At 64.5% G+C, this 18,128-nt stretch carries 21 protein-coding genes; 6 read left to right on the top strand and 15 right to left on the bottom strand.

Going from position 1 to position 18,128, the window contains the following annotated elements; genetic code table 11:
* Nucleotide 1: 1 nt before the first annotated feature.
* Nucleotides 2-1,000, top strand: a complete 999-nt coding sequence (locus tag Q0949_RS03970; protein ID WP_299368858.1) for a polyprenyl synthetase family protein — start codon at nucleotides 2-4, stop codon at nucleotides 998-1,000.
* Here the strand turns inward: Q0949_RS03970 and Q0949_RS03965 are convergent.
* The 4 genes from Q0949_RS03965 to soxR all read right to left on the bottom strand — a co-directional run bounded on the left by Q0949_RS03965 (nucleotide 976) and on the right by soxR (nucleotide 6,023).
* Entirely contained in the window at nucleotides 976-1,893 is a 918-nt protein-coding gene (locus Q0949_RS03965) for a 4-(cytidine 5'-diphospho)-2-C-methyl-D-erythritol kinase (protein WP_299368856.1), read from the bottom strand. The genes Q0949_RS03970 and Q0949_RS03965 overlap by 25 nt on opposite strands.
* A complete protein-coding gene (locus Q0949_RS03960) occupies nucleotides 1,880-3,592 on the bottom strand; it encodes a tetratricopeptide repeat protein (RefSeq protein ID WP_299368854.1) in 1,713 nt (570 codons plus the stop codon). Before Q0949_RS03960 ends, Q0949_RS03965 begins: the two co-directional genes overlap by 14 nt.
* 169 nt (nucleotides 3,593-3,761) lie before the next feature.
* The gene (locus Q0949_RS03955) at nucleotides 3,762-5,411 is read right to left on the bottom strand and encodes an electron transfer flavoprotein-ubiquinone oxidoreductase (protein WP_299368852.1); all 1,650 of its coding nucleotides are present in this window, start codon (nucleotides 5,409-5,411) and stop codon (nucleotides 3,762-3,764) included.
* 132 nt (nucleotides 5,412-5,543) lie between these two features.
* On the bottom strand, nucleotides 5,544-6,023 hold the full coding sequence (gene soxR / locus Q0949_RS03950; RefSeq protein WP_299368850.1) for a redox-sensitive transcriptional activator SoxR: 480 nt from the start codon (nucleotides 6,021-6,023) through the stop codon (nucleotides 5,544-5,546).
* Nucleotides 6,024-6,096: 73 nt separating this feature from the next.
* Here soxR and Q0949_RS03945 point away from each other — a divergent pair, with 73 nt between their 5' ends.
* The 3 genes from Q0949_RS03945 to Q0949_RS03935 all read left to right on the top strand — a co-directional run bounded on the left by Q0949_RS03945 (nucleotide 6,097) and on the right by Q0949_RS03935 (nucleotide 8,136).
* The gene (locus tag Q0949_RS03945; RefSeq protein WP_299368848.1) at nucleotides 6,097-6,480 is read left to right on the top strand and encodes a VOC family protein; all 384 of its coding nucleotides are present in this window, start codon (nucleotides 6,097-6,099) and stop codon (nucleotides 6,478-6,480) included.
* Between the two features lie 164 nt (nucleotides 6,481-6,644).
* Entirely contained in the window at nucleotides 6,645-7,115 is a 471-nt protein-coding gene (gene greA / locus Q0949_RS03940; RefSeq protein WP_299141822.1) for a transcription elongation factor GreA, read from the top strand.
* Nucleotides 7,116-7,119: 4 nt separating this feature from the next.
* Nucleotides 7,120-8,136 carry a hypothetical protein gene (locus Q0949_RS03935; protein ID WP_299368846.1) on the top strand — a complete coding sequence of 339 codons (1,017 nt, stop codon included), beginning with the start codon at nucleotides 7,120-7,122 and terminating at the stop codon, nucleotides 8,134-8,136.
* Here Q0949_RS03935 and Q0949_RS03930 read toward each other — a convergent pair.
* From Q0949_RS03930 to Q0949_RS03905, 6 genes are read right to left on the bottom strand one after another with little or no spacing between them, the layout of a single operon-like run.
* Complete coding sequence (locus tag Q0949_RS03930; protein ID WP_299368844.1) at nucleotides 8,133-8,738, bottom strand: chemotaxis protein CheB; 606 nt, start codon at nucleotides 8,736-8,738, stop codon at nucleotides 8,133-8,135. The genes Q0949_RS03935 and Q0949_RS03930 overlap by 4 nt on opposite strands.
* Before the next feature lie 31 nt (nucleotides 8,739-8,769).
* A complete protein-coding gene (glp, locus tag Q0949_RS03925; protein ID WP_299368842.1) occupies nucleotides 8,770-10,014 on the bottom strand; it encodes a gephyrin-like molybdotransferase Glp in 1,245 nt (414 codons plus the stop codon).
* Entirely contained in the window at nucleotides 10,001-10,837 is an 837-nt protein-coding gene (locus Q0949_RS03920) for a molybdopterin guanine dinucleotide synthesis (protein WP_299368840.1), read from the bottom strand. Before Q0949_RS03920 ends, glp begins: the two co-directional genes overlap by 14 nt.
* Nucleotides 10,834-11,325, bottom strand: coding sequence for a molybdopterin-guanine dinucleotide biosynthesis protein B (gene mobB / locus Q0949_RS03915; protein WP_299368838.1), 492 nt, complete (start codon nucleotides 11,323-11,325; stop codon nucleotides 10,834-10,836). The genes Q0949_RS03920 and mobB overlap by 4 nt, the downstream gene beginning before the upstream one ends.
* The gene (gene mobA / locus Q0949_RS03910) at nucleotides 11,322-11,924 is read right to left on the bottom strand and encodes a molybdenum cofactor guanylyltransferase MobA (protein ID WP_299368837.1); all 603 of its coding nucleotides are present in this window, start codon (nucleotides 11,922-11,924) and stop codon (nucleotides 11,322-11,324) included. The genes mobB and mobA overlap by 4 nt, the downstream gene beginning before the upstream one ends.
* Nucleotides 11,921-12,811, bottom strand: a complete 891-nt coding sequence (locus tag Q0949_RS03905; RefSeq protein ID WP_299368835.1) for a formate dehydrogenase accessory sulfurtransferase FdhD — start codon at nucleotides 12,809-12,811, stop codon at nucleotides 11,921-11,923. The genes mobA and Q0949_RS03905 overlap by 4 nt, the downstream gene beginning before the upstream one ends.
* Nucleotides 12,812-12,861: 50 nt before the next feature.
* Between Q0949_RS03905 and Q0949_RS03900 the strand changes: the two genes are divergently transcribed.
* Entirely contained in the window at nucleotides 12,862-13,572 is a 711-nt protein-coding gene (locus Q0949_RS03900) for an AzlC family ABC transporter permease (RefSeq protein WP_299368833.1), read from the top strand.
* Complete coding sequence (locus Q0949_RS03895) at nucleotides 13,569-13,892, top strand: AzlD domain-containing protein (RefSeq protein ID WP_299368831.1); 324 nt, start codon at nucleotides 13,569-13,571, stop codon at nucleotides 13,890-13,892. The genes Q0949_RS03900 and Q0949_RS03895 overlap by 4 nt, the downstream gene beginning before the upstream one ends.
* 54 nt (nucleotides 13,893-13,946) lie before the next feature.
* On the opposite strand, the gene Q0949_RS03890 is transcribed toward Q0949_RS03895, so the two are convergent.
* The 5 genes from Q0949_RS03890 to Q0949_RS03870 form a co-directional block, all read right to left on the bottom strand.
* Entirely contained in the window at nucleotides 13,947-14,552 is a 606-nt protein-coding gene (locus Q0949_RS03890; protein ID WP_299368830.1) for a hypothetical protein, read from the bottom strand.
* Nucleotides 14,553-14,589: 37 nt separating this feature from the next.
* Nucleotides 14,590-14,724, bottom strand: a complete 135-nt coding sequence (locus Q0949_RS03885; protein WP_299368828.1) for an aa3-type cytochrome c oxidase subunit IV — start codon at nucleotides 14,722-14,724, stop codon at nucleotides 14,590-14,592.
* Nucleotides 14,725-14,843: 119 nt separating this feature from the next.
* Nucleotides 14,844-15,302, bottom strand: a complete 459-nt coding sequence (locus Q0949_RS03880; protein WP_299368826.1) for a DUF6173 family protein — start codon at nucleotides 15,300-15,302, stop codon at nucleotides 14,844-14,846.
* A 3-nt stretch (nucleotides 15,303-15,305) separates the two neighbouring features.
* On the bottom strand, nucleotides 15,306-16,352 hold the full coding sequence (locus Q0949_RS03875) for an MBL fold metallo-hydrolase (protein WP_299368824.1): 1,047 nt from the start codon (nucleotides 16,350-16,352) through the stop codon (nucleotides 15,306-15,308).
* Between the two features lie 3 nt (nucleotides 16,353-16,355).
* A complete protein-coding gene (locus tag Q0949_RS03870) occupies nucleotides 16,356-18,065 on the bottom strand; it encodes an acyl-CoA dehydrogenase (RefSeq protein ID WP_299368822.1) in 1,710 nt (569 codons plus the stop codon).
* Nucleotides 18,066-18,128 lie beyond the last annotated feature (63 nt).

Raw genomic sequence — 18,128 nt, 5'->3', positions numbered from 1 at the left:
TATGGACGCATCTGACATCGCAAAACCGCATGACCGTCTGGCGGCATGGCTGGCGGATGATCTGGACGCTGTAAATCGGCTGATTCAGGACCGTATGGCGTCCAAACATGCGCCCCGCATTCCGGAGGTCACGCGCCATCTGGTCGACGCGGGCGGCAAGCGTCTGCGGCCCATGCTGACGCTCGCAACGGCACACATGTGCGGCAATACCAGCCCCTATCACGTGCATCTCGCCGCGACGGTCGAGTTCATTCACACCGCGACCCTGCTGCATGACGACGTGGTGGACGAAAGCGGCCAGCGCCGTGGCCGACCGACCGCAAACCTGCTTTGGGACAACAAATCCTCTGTGCTGGTGGGCGATTACCTCTTTTCCCGCAGTTTCCAGCTGATGACCGAAACGGGCAACATGCGCGTCTTGCGCATCCTGTCCGACGCCTCCGCCACCATTGCAGAGGGCGAAGTGCTGCAAATGACCGCCGCGCAGGATCTGGCCACCGACGAGGCGGTCTACCTGCAAGTGGTGCGCGGCAAGACCGCCGCCCTGTTTTCCGCCGCCACCGAAGTGGGTGGCGTAATCGCGGGTGCGGATGATGCAACCGTGCAGGCACTCTTTGACTATGGCGACGCGCTCGGCGTGTCGTTTCAGATTGTCGATGACCTCCTGGACTACCAAGGCATGTCAGCGGCCACGGGCAAGAACGTGGGCGATGATTTCCGCGAACGCAAACTGACGCTGCCAGTGATCAAGGCGGTGGCACAGGCCGATGCCGAGGAACGCGCGTTCTGGTCACGCACCATCGAAAAGGGCAAGCAGGAGGACGGCGACCTCGATCACGCGCTGGACCTGCTGCACAAGCACGGCGCGCTGGAAGCGACAAAGGATGACGCAATGGCCTGGGCCGCCAAGGCCAAGGATGCCCTGACCCGTTTGCCTGACCATGACCTGAAACAGATGCTGATCGATTTGGCCGATTACGTGGTCGAACGGATCAACTGAGGCACAGCACGCCTGCCACCGTTCAAGCGCCCCGCCTGCACCCACCAACCGGGGTGCGCGGTGCGGATTGCGTCTGCGGCATCCGTCGCCATGTGCATCCGGTCAAACAGGCCAAAACAGGTGGCCCCCGACCCTGACATCCGGGCCAGTTTGCAGGGCCCGCTGCGTTCCAAGGCCGCCAGAACGTCACCGATCTGGGAACAATCCTGAATGGCCGCGTCTTGCAAATCGTTACGCTGCGCCCGCATCCACGCCAGCGCCGCATCCCGGTCATCAAACGGCGCAGGCCATGGCTCCAGCGCCGGATTGTCCTTGATCTCCAACCGCTTGAACACGGCAGGCGTGGACACCTGCACGCGCGGATTGACCAGCACGACGGGATAGGCATGTAGGTCCGGCACGGGCGTAATCTGCTCTCCGATGCCCTGCACACGGGCCGGGTCGCTGAGCACACACATGGGCACATCGGCCCCGATATCCAGCAAATCCTGCGCGTCCTGCGGTGTCGGATCACGCGGCACATCCCGCCCCTCAACCGCCGCGCGCAGCATCAGCAAGCCGCGATAGGTCGCCGCCGCATCCGCCGACCCGCCGCCGATTCCCGACGCCATGGGCAGGTGTTTCTCCAACTGCATCGACAGGGGCCGATCCGGCGCCCAGAATTTCGCCGCCGCATGCCACATGATGTTGCTGTCGCTTTGCAATTCCGGCGCCGCTTCGGGGCCAGTGACCTCAAACGCCGTCTCTCGCCAGTCCGCGTGCAGGGTGATCCGGTCCCCGATATCTGCAAACCCCACCAGACTGTCGAGCAAGTGGTACCCGTCCGCCCGTTGGCCGGTCACATGCAGGGTCAGGTTGATCTTGGCCGGGGCAAAGACCTCAACCGTCGTCATTGGCCACCTTCAACGGCGCGGCACCTTCCTCTTCCAGAACCTGATCCAGACCGACCTCCAGCTTGCGGCGCATGCGGTCCGGGTCCGCCTCGGCATCGGCATCATCGGGGTCGACAAAGGACAGCGCCCGCATCCACTGAAACTGCGCCTCGCGGGTGCGGCCCACGGCCCAATACACGTCGCCCAGATGGTCATTGACCACCGGATCCACCGGCATCAGTTCCACCGCGCGCTCCATATGGCCCACCGCCTCGTCGTAGCGGCCCAGCCGGTAGAGAACCCAGCCAAGACTGTCGACGATATAGCCCGAATCCGGGCTGGCCGCGACGGCCTCCTCGATCATGGCCAGCGCCTCGTCCAGCTTGATCTGTTTCTCGACCAGCGAATAGCCGAGATAGTTCAACACCTGCGGCTGACCGGGGTTCAGCTCCAGCGCCCGCCGGAAATCCGCCTCGGCCCGCGGCCATTCCTTGAGCCGCTCGAGCGAGATCGCACGCGCATAGTGCAGGAACCACGCGCCGCGTTCTTCTTCCCCGGTCAGATCGATGGCGATGTCGTAGGCAGCGACCGCCTCTTCGAACCGATCCTGCTGGCGCAGCACGTCGCCCAGGGTCGAATGCACGATGGGCAGATCCCCGAACCGCTTGGCCAACTGCTCCAGCACTTCGATCGCGGCGTCTTGCTTGCCCGACTGGCGCAGAGCGGCCGCACGCCCCAGTTCGGCGGCGTGAAAGGCCGGATGATCGTCCGGCACCTGCTTATAGGCCGCAGTGGCCAGGTCAAACTGCTCCATCTCTTCGAGCAGATCGGCATTGAGCAACAGCGCGTCCACGTGATCGGGGCGCAGATGTCGGGCGACCCGGCCATAGATCAGGGTGTAGTCCGGCCCCGCCTCCTGCCGCAGCGCGCCCGCGAGGGAATAGAACACCTCCGCCAGCCCGTCGCGGGCCGAGGTGATATGGGTAAACGTCAACACCTCGCCCGCCTCAAGCGCCAGAACCATGGCGCTCAGCTCAGGATCAGACGAGGATCCAAAGGCCGCGCGCAGCGACGCAATCGCGTCCTCGTTCCGGCCAAGTTGCGACAGCACCTCGGCTCGCGCCATGGCACCCCGCCGTGTCTGTTGCAGCGGCCCCGCCTCGTCCACAAACAGCGCCTCGGCGGCCTCGAAATCACCCAAGCCCGCCAGCGCCATCCCCTTGTGATAGAGCGCAAAGCCGCGCACGCCACGTTCGCTGGCAATCTCGTCAAACCGCGCCAGCCCCTCATCCTCAAGGCCCGCGCCAATCTCTGCCCATGCGGTCAGCAACCCGTCCACCAATGGCCCAATGCCCAGTGTTTCCACATCGCGGGCGAGAAAGGTATCATATTCCTCGCGGGCCAGCAGATCGGCAATCACCGTCATATGCGCCGACTGGCTGCGCAGCCCCCGCGATTCCATCAGTTTGGCAATAGGCAGTGCCCGGTCGATGCGCCCCACCCCAAGATGCGAGGTCACCGTGGCCTCCATCAAACCCGCCCGCTCGGGCGCGCGCGACAGCGCTTGCGTGTAATACCTTGCCGCGGCTTCGAAATCGCTGTGCCGCGCGGCCTGACGGCCCGCGAGGTAAGGGCCTGCGATGGACTGCGCCACACCCGATTGCGCAGTGAGCGTGACAAGAGCGGCCAATGCGGTGGTGCTGAGAATGGATCGGATCATTGCCAAAATACTGCCTCTCAAACTGGAGTTTCGACAACGCTAACATGTCTGGCGCGGGGTGCAACGCGACCTCGCGAAATGGTCATCATATCCGCACTTTTGCGCTTGTTTGCCGCGCCAGAATGCAAAAGGCCGGGCACTGTGGCCCGGCCTTGCAACCCCCTTGGGATCACATGTTGGGATAGTTCGGCCCATCGCCCCCCTGCGGCGTCGTCCAGGTGATGTTCTGGCTCGGGTCCTTGATGTCGCAGGTCTTGCAATGCACGCAGTTCTGGAAGTTGATGACAAAGCGCGTGTCCTTGCCCTCTTCCTCCACGAACTCGTAGACCCCCGCCGGGCAATAGCGCGCCGACGGCCCGGCATATTTGGCCAGATTGACCTCAACCGGCACGGCATCATCGGCCAGGCGCAGGTGCGCAGGCTGGCTTTCCTCGTGATTGGTAAAGCTGAACGACACGTTGGTCAGCCGGTCAAAGGACAGCGTCCCGTCGGGCTTGGGATAGTCGATCGGCTTGTGCGCGCTGGCCGCCTCGGTCGCGTCCGCGTCCGATTTGCCATGACCGACGGTGCCGAACAGGGAAAAGCCCATCGTGTTGGTCCACATGTCCAGCCCACCCAGCATCAGGCTGGCCGTCAGACCGTATTTCGACCACAGCGGCTTGACGTTGCGCACTTTTTTCAGGTCCTGACCGATGGCGCCCTGACGCACTTCGGCCTCATACCCCGACAGCTCGTCACCCGACCGGTCGTTCTTGATGGCGCGGAATGCGGCCTCTGCCGCGGCCTTGCCCGACAGCATCGCGTTGTGGTTGCCTTTGATACGCGGCACGTTGACCATGCCCACCGAACAACCCAGGAGCGCCACGCCCGGCGCCACCATCTTGGGCATGGACTGGTATCCACCTTCGGAGATTGCCCGCGCACCATATGCCACGCGCTTGCCGCCCTTCAGCAGCTCGGCCACCATCGGGTGATGCTTGAACCGTTGGAATTCCATGTAGGGGAACAGGTGCGGGTTCTTGTAATTCAGGTGCACGACAAAGCCGACATAGACCTGATTGTTCTCCAGGTGATAGATGAACGATCCCCCACCGGCATTCTTGCCCAAGGGCCAGCCCATCGTGTGCGTCACGGATCCTTCGCGGTGCTTGGCCGGGTCGATCTCCCAGATCTCCTTCATGCCAAGCCCGTATTTCTGCGGCTCCTTGCCCGCCGACAGGTTGTACTTGGCGATCACCTCCTTGGACAGCGACCCACGCACGCCTTCGGACAGGAACACGTACTTGCCATGCAGCTCCATCCCCGGCTCGGTGTTTTCGCCGATGGATCCGTCCGCCTCAAGGCCAAAGACACCGGCCACCACGCCCTTCACTTCGCCCTTGTCGCCGTAAACCAGCTCGGAACAGGCCATGCCGGGGAAAATCTCGACACCCATTTCCTCGGCCTGCTCGGCCATCCAGCGGCAGACATTGCCCATCGACACGATGTAATTGCCATGATTGTTCATCAGCGGCGGCATCGGGAAATTGGGGATACGGATCTGGCCCGCCTCGCCCAGCATATAGAAATTGTCGTCCTTGACCGGCACGTTCAGCGGCGCGCCCTTTTCCTTCCAGTCCGGGACCAACGCATCCAGCCCGCTGGGATCCAGCACCGCACCCGACAGGATATGTGCGCCCACTTCCGACCCCTTCTCGAGGACAACGACGTTCAGGTCGGCGTCCAGCTGTTTCAGGCGAATGGCCGCCGACAGGCCCGCAGGGCCCGCCCCCACGATCACCACGTCATATTCCATCGCTTCGCGTTCAATCTCGGCCATCGTGCCTGCTCCCTTTTCACTCCAGCGCCACCGCGCAAATTTCTCTGTCGCTAGCGCACAGATCGTCCTTGCGCAACGTGGTGCAATGCCCCCGTGAAAAAATCCAGAAAAAATTCACGAAACGACGGCACGTTATGAATTTTGCTGCCCGTTTTCTGGCCGCACCGGCCTGTTGCCCATCAAATACCGCGGCCCCGTACCATGACGTGCCGCATCATCCGCCGGGTTGTAGAGGGCACAGGCCTCAAGGCTCAGACACCCGCACCCGATGCAGCCGTCCAGCGTGTCGCGCAACTTTTCCAACTGTGCGATCCGCAGGTTCAGATCATCGCGAAACGACGCACTGATCCGCGCCCAGTCGGCCTTGGACGGCGCGCGGTGCCGCGGCAGCCGGTCCAGTTCCACCCGGATCTGCGCCAGCGTAAAGCCGAATTGCTGCGCCACCATCACGAAACTCAACCGCCGGATATCAGCGCGCTGGAACCGCCTGCGCCCCGCCGAGTTGCGCCACGGCGCCACCAAGCCTTCGTCCTCGTAATACCGGATCGCCGACACGGCCAGCCCGGTGCGCGCCGCCAGATCCCCGATGCTCAACCCCTCGGACACCGCCATGAAAAAAACCCCTTGACCTCAAGTTAACTTGAGGTGGGACACTACCCCCAGACGCCAACAAAAGGAAAGCAAGATGACCGCACGGCTCGAACATACCAACTACACCGTCACCGACCCCGACGCGACCGCGCGCTGGATGTGCGACCTCTTCGGATGGCACGTCCGCTGGACGGGCGGCTCGCGCGATGTGGGCTACTCCGTCCATGTCGGCACCGACAGCCACTACCTTGCCCTTTACGTGCCCAAGGACGGTGGCCTGCGCGCGCGCGAGGACAACTACACCACCACCGGCGGGCTCAACCATATCGCCGTGGTCGTCGATGACATCGCGGCCATGCGCGACCGGGTTGTCGCCACCGGGTTCGAACCGGGCGAACACTATGACTACGAACCCGGCCAACGGTTTTATTTCCACGACCATGACGGCATCGAATACGAGGTCGTGCAATACGACTGACCCCTTCCTTTCGCACCAAATACCTCGGGGGAGGCCGCAGGCCGGGGGCAGCGCCCCCTTGCAAATCCACTTGCATTCCCCCGCCCCATTGGGTCAGGTATCGTCCATCGCATGTACCGGCGGCTCCCATTGCGGGGCCGCCGCTCGCAATTAGGACGACGCAGATGGAAAAGATCCCAATGACCCGCGCCGGTGCGACCGCACTGGAAACGGAATTGAAACATCTCAAGACCGAAGAACGCCCCGCCATCATCAAGGCGATTGCCGAGGCGCGCGAACATGGCGACCTGTCCGAAAACGCCGAATACCACTCGGCCAAGGAAAAACAGTCCTTCATCGAAGGCCGGATCAAGGAACTCGAAGGCGTGATTTCGCTGGCGGACGTGATCGACCCCTCCAAGATGTCCGGCGCCATCAAGTTCGGCGCGACGGTCACGCTGGTGGACGAGGACACGGACGAGGAAAAGACCTACCAGATCGTGGGCGAATACGAGGCCAACATCGAAAAGGGCCTTTTGAACATCAAATCGCCCATCGCACGGGCGCTGATCGGCAAAGAAGAGGGCGACAGCGTCGAGGTGCGGACACCCGGCGGTGAAAAGTCCTATGAAGTGCTGAAAATCGTCTATAGCTGAGGCCATGGCCGACAAATCCGCATCACAGTCACGCCCGACACCGCTCGGGATCTATGACAAGCCCAGACAGGGCGGTGTCACCGGGATCGAGGTGGCGGCACTTGTGCTGTCGGCCCTGTGGCTCGTTGGTGCGGCGGGCTATTTCCTGCTGTCGGATGCGGACACAACCGGCACCGGCGAAGGGTTGCGGTTTCTGATCACCATGCTGGCGGTGTTCATGCCCGTCGCAATGATCTGGGTCGCGGCCACTGCCGCGCGCTCCTCCCGCGTGATGCGCGAAGAAAGCCAGCGGCTGCAAGCCGCCATCGATGCCATCCGTCAGGCCTATATCGCCCAGAACCAAGGCCGCAACATCTCGGACGAACCTTCGGTCGCGCGCAAGCTGGATGAAATCGCTGCCGCGACCCGCAACACGGAAACCGCGCTGGCGACCTTCCACACCAGCCGCCGCGAAGGTGACCAGCCGCACCGCCCCAAGGCATCCGCCGAAACGGTGCCCGATGACCAACCGACACTGGCGCTTGGCACTACGGCCGAGGACATTACCCCGCCGCTTGCGACGGAGGATTTCATCCGCGCGCTGAATTTCCCCGAAACCGCCGAGGACGAGGCGGGCTTTGCCGCGCTGCGCAAGGCCATGCGCGACCGCGAGACCGCGCAATTGATCCAGGCCGCACAGGACATTCTGACCCTGCTCAGCCAGGACGGCATCTACATGGACGACCTGCGCCCCGACCGCGCGCGCCCCGAAATCTGGCGCCAGTTTGCCGAAGGGGCGCGGGGCCGTCCCGTGGCCGCACTCGGCGGCGTGCGGGATCGGTCGTCGCTGGCGCTGACCGCCGGGCGCATGAAGCAGGATCCGATCTTTCGCGATGCGGCCCACCACTTCCTGCGCCGCTTCGACAACACGGTGTCCGGCTTTACCCAAACTGCGTCCGACGCGGACATCTCCGCACTCAGCGACACGCGCACAGCGCGGGCCTTCATGCTCTTGGGCCGCGTTGCCGGGACCTTCGACTAGGCGCGTTGCCCGCTCCGGCGCAGCAGACCCCGTTCACCGGCAATCTCGTAAAGGCGCTGCGCGATGTCCTCCGCCAACAGAACGGCGTTGGGATGGTCGTTGGTGATGATGCTTTGCGGCATCGCGGAAAACTGGGCCTCCGCCGGGGATTGCACCAGCATCACGCCGCCCGCATCGAACACCGCCTGCGCGCCGCGGGTGCCGTCCTTCATCACGCCGGACAGCACAACCGCGATGATGCCCGCACCATATTGCGCCGCCGCCGTCTCGAACAGCACATCGACCGACGGCTGATAGAGCATCCCCGGCTGCGTCTCGCTGATCTGAAGGTTGCGCCCGTCGATCCGGCTCTGCTTGCCGCCTGGACAGACGTAGACCGTACCGGGATGCAGCGTCGCGCGATCGGACACCGCCTGCACCGGTAAAGCACTCGACCGGGCCAGCACCTGCGCCAACTTGCTGTGTTCACTGGAATGCACCGCCACCACCACGGGCGCATCAATGCCGGGTCGCAACATGTCGAGGATCTCGGTCATTGGTTTCAGCCCACCCGCAGATGCGCCGATGACGATGATATGCTCGCGGTCCGGGGATTGGGTCATGCGGAACCCTACGCTGGAACCGGCGACAGTGTCACGCGCCGAACCCGCCCCAGGGAATAAACCGGACCAGATCGCCCACGCTGACCTCGCCTGCGGCATCGGGCAGCTCCACCAGACCCTCGGCCCAGCTCAGCCCGCTGATGCGCCCCGACCCTTCGGAGGCAAACGCCTCGACCCTGCCATCACGGATACGGGCACGCAGATATTCGCGACGCCCCGCTTTCTTGCGTTTCGTGAACGCGGCGGGCACGGCGAACCCCTGCGGCGCGCGCCACGCCGCCCCGGCCAGAACCGACAGCGCAGGCGCGCCAAAGATGAGGGTACACACCATCGCCGCCACCGGATTGCCCGGCAGCCCGAACACAGGCACGCCCTGCCACAACCCAAGCGCCAGCGGCCGCCCCGGTTTGATCGCCACGCGCCACATCTGCATCGTGCCGGTATCGTTCAGCAGCGCGGAGACGTGGTCATGGTCGCCCGCCGACGCGCCGCCGCTGGTCAGGATCGCGTCCACTTCCCCCACGGCACGATCCAGCACGGCGGCAAGTGCCGCCCGGTCGTCGCATACATGGCCCAGATCGACGGCCACATGGCCCAGCTGCGCAATCAGCGCCCTGAGCATGGGGCGGTTGGCGTCAAAGATCTGGCCGGGCCGCGCCTCGGCCCCCGGCTGCACCAACTCGTCCCCGGTCGACAGGACGCCCACCCGCAGGCTGTGCCGCACCGCCACCCTGCCCACGCCCACGGCGGAGAGCAGCGCAAGATCGGCAGGCGTCAGCCGTCGGCCAGCGGGGGCCACCACCGCGCCCGCCACGACATCCTCGCCCGCGGCACGGGTATTTGCACCTTGTTTCAAAGGCCCCTCGAACCGGACTTGCCCGGCCTCGACCGTCACATCCTCTTGCAAAATCACGGTATCCACACCGGGTGGCAGTGCCGCACCGGTGAGGATGCGCACAGCTGTCCCCGCGGGGACAGATTGATCCGGGACCGCGCCCGCAGGCATGTCAGCGTCCAAAAGCGGCAATTCATGAGGCCCGTCACCCCGCCCCCCGGCAAAGCCGTAGCCATCCACCGCCGTGTTGGCCAAGGGCGGATGCGCGCGCGTGGCCATCACATCGCGCGCAACAATGCGGCCCAGCGCGTCCGGCACCGCGACGTCCTCCTGTCCCACGACTGCGCGCAGCCGCGACCGCAGCATGTCCAGCGCCTCGTCCACCGGTGTCCAGTGCACACCGGGCGGCAGGGCAAAGCAGTCGTTCCTAAGCGGCGGCATCGCGCAACCTTTCCTCGTGTCCGATCCCGAAAATCCACCCCTCGGGCGTGGGCGGCACGTCCAGAACGGCTGCAAGGTCCGCGCCCGGCATCTGCGCCATCATGGCCGCCACGCTGTGCACCTGCCATGCGTCCTTGATCCACCCCTCGGGTGCGGCACCAACCGTCAGCGACGGCCAGATTTCCACGAAGGCAACGGGGCGGTCCAGCGCCTCGAACGGCCACACGGCCACATGCGGGGCAAATCGCGCGCGCAGCCGCGCCAGCACAGGCAGGCCCATCATCGCCTGCCCGCCCACCGATCCCACGCCCGCCATCTGCCAGAGCGTGAATGCACCGGGCGCACGATGCTCCGCCACACGGCGGTCAACAAAGGGGTTGACGTAGCCCGCCTTGGTCCGGGGCAGGCCCGGCACATCCCGTTTTAGCCCATTGCCCCAGAACGGACCCCGGCCACCCTGCGTCAGGTTGATGGCCCCGGCCACGTCAAAGCGGTTGTTGGCCGTGGGCGCATCCTCGATCCGGTCGGCGAACCAGTGCCAGAGCGCGAAGGGATCCGTGGTTCCGGTCAGCGCAGCCCCGAACCCCGACGGGTAGCCAAAGGGAAAATCGAACCCCACCAGCACACGACGACCTGTCGTACAGGCGTCGTCCAACAGATCCGCCAACCAAGCCTCCGCCATCTGGCGGTGACGCAGATAGACCGGCGCGACGACGCCATCGCGGGTGGCCACGCAGGCCCAGATCGCATCCGCACGCGGCTTGACCGGTCCCTGATTGCCGCCCGACCAGTCCACCATCACGAAGGTGTCGAACCCGGTCACAGCCCCACCTGCCCTAGAATGAAATCTGCGATGGCGGACGTGTCGTCCAGATCGAACACCGGGCGATCAAGGCGGAGCGCGGTATCGCTGGCCACGGCGCGGATCGTCGGATCATCGGGCGCGATCAGCGGATTTCCCGTCGCGGCCCTGTGCGCCTCGACCTTGGGATGGCCGTCGCGTTTGTAACCCTCGACCAGAACCAGATCGACGGGTGCAAGCTTGGCCAACAAAGCGTCAAGCGTCGGTTCGTCCTCGGCGCGCAACTCGTGCATCAGCGCAAAGCGGTTACGCGAGGCCAGCAGCACCTCGGTGGCACCGGCGGCGCGGTGGCGAAAGCTGTCCTTGCCGGGATGATCGACGTCAAAGCTGTGATGCGCGTGTTTGACCGTCGACACAGTCAGGCCACGCCCGGTGATGTCGGTGACGAGCCGTTCCATCAAGCCCGTCTTGCCCGCGTTCTTCCAGCCCACGACACCGAACAGCCTCACAGCATCTCCTCCGCCCGGCGCAGATCATCCGGCGTGTTCACGTTGAAAAACGCAGCCTCGTCCGGGAACATCGCGTCGCGCGCGCCGTGCTGGTCCGTCCATTGCACGACCTTGCGCACGCCCTGCGCCAGCGCAGCACGCAGATCGTCGCGCAGTGCAACAGGCCAGAGCCCAAACGTCGGGTGCCGCGCTCGCCCGCGCGCAGGATCGGGCGTTGCGGCCAGGGCCAGCGGATGCGCCATCCCCTCGGCGGCAAGGTGCAGGCGCGGCACCAGATCACAGGGGAAAAACGGCGTGTCGGCGGCCACGGACACCACCGTATCGGCCCCGCGCTCCGCCGCCCAGTCGAGCCCCGCCAGCACCCCCGCCAGGGGCCCGGCAAAGCCCTTGATGCTGTCGGCCACGACATCCATGCCCAGCGCGGCAAAGCGCGCGGGATCCCCGTTCGCGTTCAGCGCCATGTCCGCCACCTGTGGCGACAGCCGGTCGATCACATGGCCCAGCAGGGTCTGTCCGCCCAAATGCCGCAACCCCTTGTCACCGCCCCCCATACGCGTGGCCTGCCCCCCGGCCAGAATGATGCCCACGGGCGGGGTCACGACCGCGCGCCTTTGCGGCCCGACCGGGCGCTTTCATCCGGGACCTGTGCCGGGTCAACGTCGCGGATCAGGCGGTCCTCCCCGCTCAGACAGACAAAGCGTTGTCCGCGCATCCGGCCAATCAACGTAAGACCAACCTCGCGCGCGATCTCGACGCCCCAGGCGGTAAAGCCCGAGCGCGACGCCAACACCGGTATGCCCATGAGCGCCGTCTTGATCACCATCTCCGAGGTCAGCCGCCCGGTCGTATAGAGGATCTTGTCCCCGGCGGGCACATCCTCGGCCATCATCCACCCGGCGATCTTGTCGACCGCGTTGTGCCGTCCGACATCCTCCATGTAAACCAAGGGCTTGTCCTGCTGGCACAGGACCGTGCCGTGGATCGCCCCGGCCTCGAGATAGAGCGACGGCGTCCGGTTGATCCGCGCCGCCAACGCATAAAGCCACGATGTCCGCACCGCGCTACCGGGCAGCTGAACACCCTCCAACCCCTCCATCATGTCACCAAACACGGTGCCCACGGCGCAACCGCTGGTGCGGGTCTTCTTTTTCAGCTTGGCCTCGTGATCGGTGGGACGCGCCGTGCGCACCACCACCGTTTCCAGTTCCTCGTCGTAGTCTACACCGGTCACCATGTCCTGAGGCCCCAGCATGCCCTGATTGCGCAGGAACCCCATCGCCAGGTAATCGGGATAATCGCCGATGGTCATGGCTGTCACGATCTCCTGACTGTTGAGAAAGATAGTCAGGGGCCGTTCCTCCACCACCGACAGATCGACGCGCGTGCCAGTATGATCAAACCCGTCCACCGACCGCGTCAAACGCCGCGCCGCAGGGTCCGGGGCAATGACATAACCCTCCAGATTTTCAACTTGTGCCAATTGCATCCCCGCAAAGTCGCCACTACGTCTTGTCGCAACCAATCTAAGGCGCGCGCATGCAGTCCACCACCACCAAATCCGCCTTTTGGGCCGGTGTTCGCGACGGCGCGCCGTTCATGGCCGTGGCCGGGCCCTTTGCGATGCTCTTCGGTGTGCTTGCGACCGAGGCGGGCCTGAGCATCTTCGAAGTCATGAGCTTTTCCATCGTGGTGATCGCCGGAGCCGCGCAGTTCACCGCGCTGCAGCTGATGCAGGACAATGCGCCCACGGTGATCGTGCTGATCTCCGCCCTCGCGGTGAACCTGCGCGTGGCGATGTATTCGGCGGCGCTCACGCCCTATCTAGGCGCGGCACCGCTCTGGCAACGGATCTTTGCCGCCTACCTGCTGGTCGATCAAAGCTATGCGCTCAGCCATGCCAAGTTCGACGCGGATCCGGACCTGACCGTGCCGCAACGCATGGCCTATTTCTTTGGCACCTGCCTGCTGGTGATGATCGTGTGGTTTGGATGCAGCTATGCCGGGGCCGCGCTCGGCACGGCCCTGCCCGCCGACCTGCCGCTCGACTTTGCGCTGCCGATTGCGTTCCTGTCGATGGTGGCGCCGATGATGCGCACGCTGCCCCACCTGATTGCCGCCGCGGTGGCCATCGTGGTCAGCCTGCTGGCGGTCTCGATCCCCTACTCATTGGGCCTGATCGTGGCGGGCGCGCTGGGCATGATGGCGGGCGCGCAGGCCGAACTGTGGCTCAAGGGGCGCAGGGCATGATCGACACGGCAACCCTGTGGCTGGTGATCATCGGCCTTGGCGCGGGCAGTTTCCTGCTGCGCTTCACCTTCCTGGGCTTTGTCGGGGACCGCCCCCTGCCGGACTGGCTGCTGCGCCACCTGCGCTATACGGCCGTGGCCATCCTGCCCGCACTGGTGGCCCCGTTGGTGGTGTTCTCCGGTGAAAACGGCAGCACGGATCCCACGCGCATCGCCGCCGCCATCGTCACGCTCGCCGTGGGGATCTGGACGAAAAACGTCTTCGCCGCCATCGGCGCCGGCGCGCTGACCCTCATTGTCCTTGTCTATGGGATAGGCTGACGGGACGGTGGGCGGGGCGTCTTTGCCGGAACGGCAAAGAGCGTCCGCACGGCGTCACTCCGGGATCACGATCCCAGCGACCCCGTCGACAATCGTGCCCTCGTCATCCTCGAAATACTTCTCTTCGACCACACCGGGAAAGGACGCCATCTGTTCCATCAGGTTGGTCGGGAAAAACGTCACATCGATACTCTCGAAACCGGGGATTTGCTGCATCAGGGATGTCGTCGCATTGGTGCAGAACGCGCGCGGCACGGCACCGTTGGTTGTCACCAGTTGCAAGGCAATCGCGGCCTGCTCAGGCGTCAGCTCGACGGTCTGGGACACCACGTGATAGGTGCTGCGCGCATGGGCACTCTTGTAGCCCTTCAGCACCGCAGGCGTCACACCATAGAGCACATCTTCCTGCTCGGGCACGCGCGCGTTCTCGAATGACCCCGCGGGGTCAAAGATCACCCGCTGGCTGCCATTGATCATCAGCGCCGAATGCGCACCCTTGCCATTGCGGTTGCTGACCATGGTCATCAGGGTCATCGTGTTCGGCCCCGGCGCGCGATAGGCCGAGGCCGCCACGCGCTCGTCCGACGCGTAGGGGATCGTCGGCGCTTCGGCGCAGGCCCCGAGGGCCGCCACAACGGCCAAAACTGCAAATATACGCATGCCCGACTTCCCTTGACCGACCGCAATCACATCAGCATCAGGTGATAAAGATCGCCATGCCGATGATCAAAACAATGATCGCCACGACCGACCACGTGGTCCACTGGACAAACCCGTCAAAGGTCTTTTCCTGGTCCTTGGTGTCCATCTCGCCATGCTTGTGCTCTGACATGTCCGCTTCCTTCTCTATTGGCTTGTCCGCGCTTTAGCGCATCCGCCGCACCCTGTCACTGCGTCTTTGGCGCACATTGTCAAACGGCCCGCATAGGCGCGCAACCGCCCCCACCACGCTCAGGTCTCTTCGAGATCCTGCGCCAGACGAAAGCCGATCCGGTTGGGTTCGGCCTGCTCTACCGACTTGGGCAAGGCGCGCAGCATCACGTTCAACTGGCTGACATGTTGCACCAGCTGTGTCTTGGCCCCGGTCGGGTCGCTGCCGTAGAACGTGATGATGTCCGGATCGAAATAGCCCATGCCCTCAATGCGCATCACGCCGACGTCGCCCCCGGCAAAGCCCATCGCGGCCTCGTGTTCATTGTCGAGGCTTTCCTCGAAATTCTTGAGATACATGATAATCCGCTCATAGGCCCATTGCGCCGGGCTCTTCTTGGCCGCAGGCGTTTTCTGCACGCCCTTGGGCACGGGTTGGTCAGCGGCGTTGCGGGCGTTAGGATCGGAATGGACCTCGTGACGGCGGGGCAAGGCCTCGGCCTCGGCGGCTTCGGCGGTTGTCTTGACTTCGTCACTCATGGTTCAGTCCTTGCGCTGGTACACCCACGCGCCATCGTCCCGTTTGGTCCGGCTGGCGCGCCCCTCCTGGTAAAGGTGCGACAGATGCGCGATGGCTTCAACCAGGGCCAGGCCATATTCGCCATCACCGATCTTGCGCTTAAACAGCGGCACAAAGCATTCGGCCGCCGATTTCGGCGTGTCGATATAATCGATCAGCCGCGCCAGCGCGCCGTGGTGATTGTCGATCAGTTGCCGCATCCGCGTGGGCAGACCGGTGAACGGCAGCTTGTGCCCGCCCAGAACAAGGTGATCGTCGCGCGCCAGCGGGGCCAGACGTTCGCAGGCCTCGAGCCAGTCGCCAATCGGATCGGCCATGGGTTCGGTCGCATAGACGCCGATATTCGGGCTGATCGAAGGCAGGATCTGGTCGCCCGAGATCACCAGATTGTCATCGCGGCTCCAAAAGGTCGCGTGTTCCGGCGCGTGGCCGTTGCCGATGTGGATGTCCCACGTCCGCCCGCCCATGCGAATCATGTCGCCCTGTTTGATGCGGGTGTAGCCCAGCGGCATGGTCGCCACGATATCCCCGAAGTTGAAGGGACGTTCGTTGGCGCGCTGGTCCAGAATGGCCGGGTCCATGCCTGCGCTGCGGTAAAATTCCAGCGTTTCGGCCACGGGCCGGTCCTGTACGTCCAGCGTCAGCATCCGCGCAAAGAGCCATGCCGTCCGCGTCGTGATCAGTTCGGCACCAAAGTCGCGTTGCAGCCACCCGGCCAGCCCCACATGGTCGGGGTGGTGGTGTGTAACGACCACACGCGCGATGGGTTTGCCCCCCAGCGGGCCATCCATCAGCGCCTGCCAGATGCCGCGCGTCTTGTTCGAGGCAAAGCCGGTGTCAATCACCGTCCAACTGTCGCCGTCATCCAGCGCATAGACGTTGACGTGGTCCAGCTTCATCGGCAGCGGCAGGCGGCACCAGAGCACGCCGGGTGCCACCTCTGTGGCGCTCCCGTGTTCGGGCGCGTCGGCCCACGGATATCTCAGCCCCGCAGGCGCGCCGTCGGCCACGCCTCAGGCCGCCAGTTCGTCGACAGACAGCGCATAGAGATCCCCAGCACCGGCCTGTGCATGGGCCAGAAGCCCCACATGTTCCGGCAACAGCCGCTGGATATAGAACCGCGCCAGTTTCTCGCGCGCGCCACCCGCATCGGCCACCGCCGCCTTGAGGTGGACGTGGCCACCCAGCACACGCGCGAAGGCCTTGAGGTACGGCACGGCACCGGCAAAACGGTCCTGCAGGTCACCTTGCGCGTTCAGCCAGTCGGTCGCCTCGCGCAGTGATTCCGACGCCTGCCAGACCGCATCGGCTAGGTCCGGGAATTGTGCCTTGGCGCCTTCGGCGTGCTCTTCGATTTCGTCCAGCAGACGGTTAGCCGCCTCTCCGCCGTCCATCATCTTGCGCGCCACAAGGTCCATGGCCTGAATGCCGTTGGTGCCTTCATAGATCGCGGTGACACGGACATCGCGGCTGAATTGCGCAGCACCCGTCTCCTCGACAAAGCCCATGCCGCCGTGGATCTGCACGCCCTGATGGGCGACATCCATGCCAACCTCTGTGCCAAAGGCCTTGGCGATAGGTGTCAGGAAGGCCGCGCGTGCCTTCCATTCGGCATCACCGGTGGCGGTGGTCATGTCGATGGCCACGGCACAGGACAGCGCAATGGCGCGGGCGGCAAAAATATCGGCCTTCATCGCCATCAGCATGCGCCGCACGTCGGCGTGGTCGACAATGGTGCCTGTCTCGCCCTTGGTCTTGCCCTGTTTGCGGTCCAGCGCATAGCCCAACGCGTGCTGATAGGCCCCTTCGGCGGCCCCGACACCCTGCCCGCCCACACCGAGACGGGCGTTGTTCATCATGGTGAACATGGCCGCCATGCCGCCACCCTCGGGCCCGACCATCCAGCCGGTGGCCCCGTCATATTGCATCACACAAGTGGGCGAGCCGTGCAGGCCCATCTTGTGTTCGAGGCTGACCACCTTGAGGCTGTTGGCCACACCGGGATTGCCGGCCTCGTCCGGGATATTGCGCGGCACGAGGAACAGGGAAATACCCTTGGTCCCCGCGGGGGCACCCGGCAGGCGCGCCAGCACGAGGTGGCAGACATTTTCGGTAAAGTCGTTGTCGCCCCAGGAAATATAGATCTTTTGCCCGGTGACACTGTAGGTGCCATCGCCGTTGTCTTCGGCCTTGGAGGTCAGCGCGCCCACGTCCGATCCGGCCTGCGGTTCGGTCAGGTTCATCGTACCCGCCCATTCACCCGAGATCAGCTTGGGCAGGTACAGCGTCTTGATGTCGTCGCTGGCGTGGTGTTCCAGCGCCTCGATCTGGCCCTGGGTCATCAGCGGGGCGAGTTGCAGCGACAGGCAGGCCGCCGACATCATCTCGTTCACCGCCGTGGTCACCGTCATCGGCAGCCCCATGCCGCCATATTCCGGATCCGCCGCAATGCCGACCCAGCCGCCTTCGGCGATTGCCTTGTAGCCCTCGGCATAGCCGGGCGACGTGCGCACCACCCCGTTTTCCAGCCGCGCCGGGTGCAGATCACCGGGCCGTTGCAGCGGGGCCATGATGTCCTCGCACAGCTTGCCCGCCTCGGTCAGGATCGCCGTGGTCACGTCACCGGTCGCTTCGGCAAAGCGGTCCGTTTCGACCACCTGGGACAGACCCACGACGTGATCGAACAGGAATGTATAGTCGTCAACGGGGGCACGGTATGGCATGGTTCAGGCTCCGAGAATGTCTTGGCAAGCGCAAAAGCTGCGCGTAAATGACCGTCTTTGAAA

Source organism: uncultured Tateyamaria sp., from assembly GCF_947487805.1.
GTDB lineage: Bacteria > Pseudomonadota > Alphaproteobacteria > Rhodobacterales > Rhodobacteraceae > Tateyamaria.
The sequence above is the reverse complement of the archived record's forward strand: the minus strand, read 5'-3'. Positions and strand labels throughout refer to the sequence as shown.

What these genes read in the sequence shown, in the direction of transcription:
- glp (WP_299368842.1), bottom strand. Translation starts at nt 10,014, where the DNA reads ATGCCGCCGCTTAGGAACGACTGCTTTGCCCTGCCGCCCGGTGTGCAC.
- Q0949_RS03930 (WP_299368844.1), bottom strand. Translation starts at nt 8,738, where the DNA reads ATGACCCAATCCCCGGACCGCGAGCATATCATCGTCATCGGCGCATCT.
- Q0949_RS03895 (WP_299368831.1), top strand. Translation starts at nt 13,569, where the DNA reads ATGATCGACACGGCAACCCTGTGGCTGGTGATCATCGGCCTTGGCGCG.
- Q0949_RS03885 (WP_299368828.1), bottom strand. Translation starts at nt 14,724, where the DNA reads ATGTCAGAGCACAAGCATGGCGAGATGGACACCAAGGACCAGGAAAAG.
- Q0949_RS03880 (WP_299368826.1), bottom strand. Translation starts at nt 15,302, where the DNA reads ATGAGTGACGAAGTCAAGACAACCGCCGAAGCCGCCGAGGCCGAGGCC.
- Q0949_RS03970 (WP_299368858.1), top strand. Translation starts at nt 2, where the DNA reads ATGGACGCATCTGACATCGCAAAACCGCATGACCGTCTGGCGGCATGG.
- Q0949_RS03905 (WP_299368835.1), bottom strand. Translation starts at nt 12,811, where the DNA reads ATGCAATTGGCACAAGTTGAAAATCTGGAGGGTTATGTCATTGCCCCG.
- soxR (WP_299368850.1), bottom strand. Translation starts at nt 6,023, where the DNA reads ATGGCGGTGTCCGAGGGGTTGAGCATCGGGGATCTGGCGGCGCGCACC.
- Q0949_RS03900 (WP_299368833.1), top strand. Translation starts at nt 12,862, where the DNA reads ATGCAGTCCACCACCACCAAATCCGCCTTTTGGGCCGGTGTTCGCGAC.
- Q0949_RS03965 (WP_299368856.1), bottom strand. Translation starts at nt 1,893, where the DNA reads ATGACGACGGTTGAGGTCTTTGCCCCGGCCAAGATCAACCTGACCCTG.
- Q0949_RS03870 (WP_299368822.1), bottom strand. Translation starts at nt 18,065, where the DNA reads ATGCCATACCGTGCCCCCGTTGACGACTATACATTCCTGTTCGATCAC.
- Q0949_RS03955 (WP_299368852.1), bottom strand. Translation starts at nt 5,411, where the DNA reads ATGGCCGAGATTGAACGCGAAGCGATGGAATATGACGTGGTGATCGTG.
- Q0949_RS03935 (WP_299368846.1), top strand. Translation starts at nt 7,120, where the DNA reads ATGGCCGACAAATCCGCATCACAGTCACGCCCGACACCGCTCGGGATC.
- Q0949_RS03945 (WP_299368848.1), top strand. Translation starts at nt 6,097, where the DNA reads ATGACCGCACGGCTCGAACATACCAACTACACCGTCACCGACCCCGAC.
- Q0949_RS03960 (WP_299368854.1), bottom strand. Translation starts at nt 3,592, where the DNA reads ATGATCCGATCCATTCTCAGCACCACCGCATTGGCCGCTCTTGTCACG.
- Q0949_RS03890 (WP_299368830.1), bottom strand. Translation starts at nt 14,552, where the DNA reads ATGCGTATATTTGCAGTTTTGGCCGTTGTGGCGGCCCTCGGGGCCTGC.
- greA (WP_299141822.1), top strand. Translation starts at nt 6,645, where the DNA reads ATGGAAAAGATCCCAATGACCCGCGCCGGTGCGACCGCACTGGAAACG.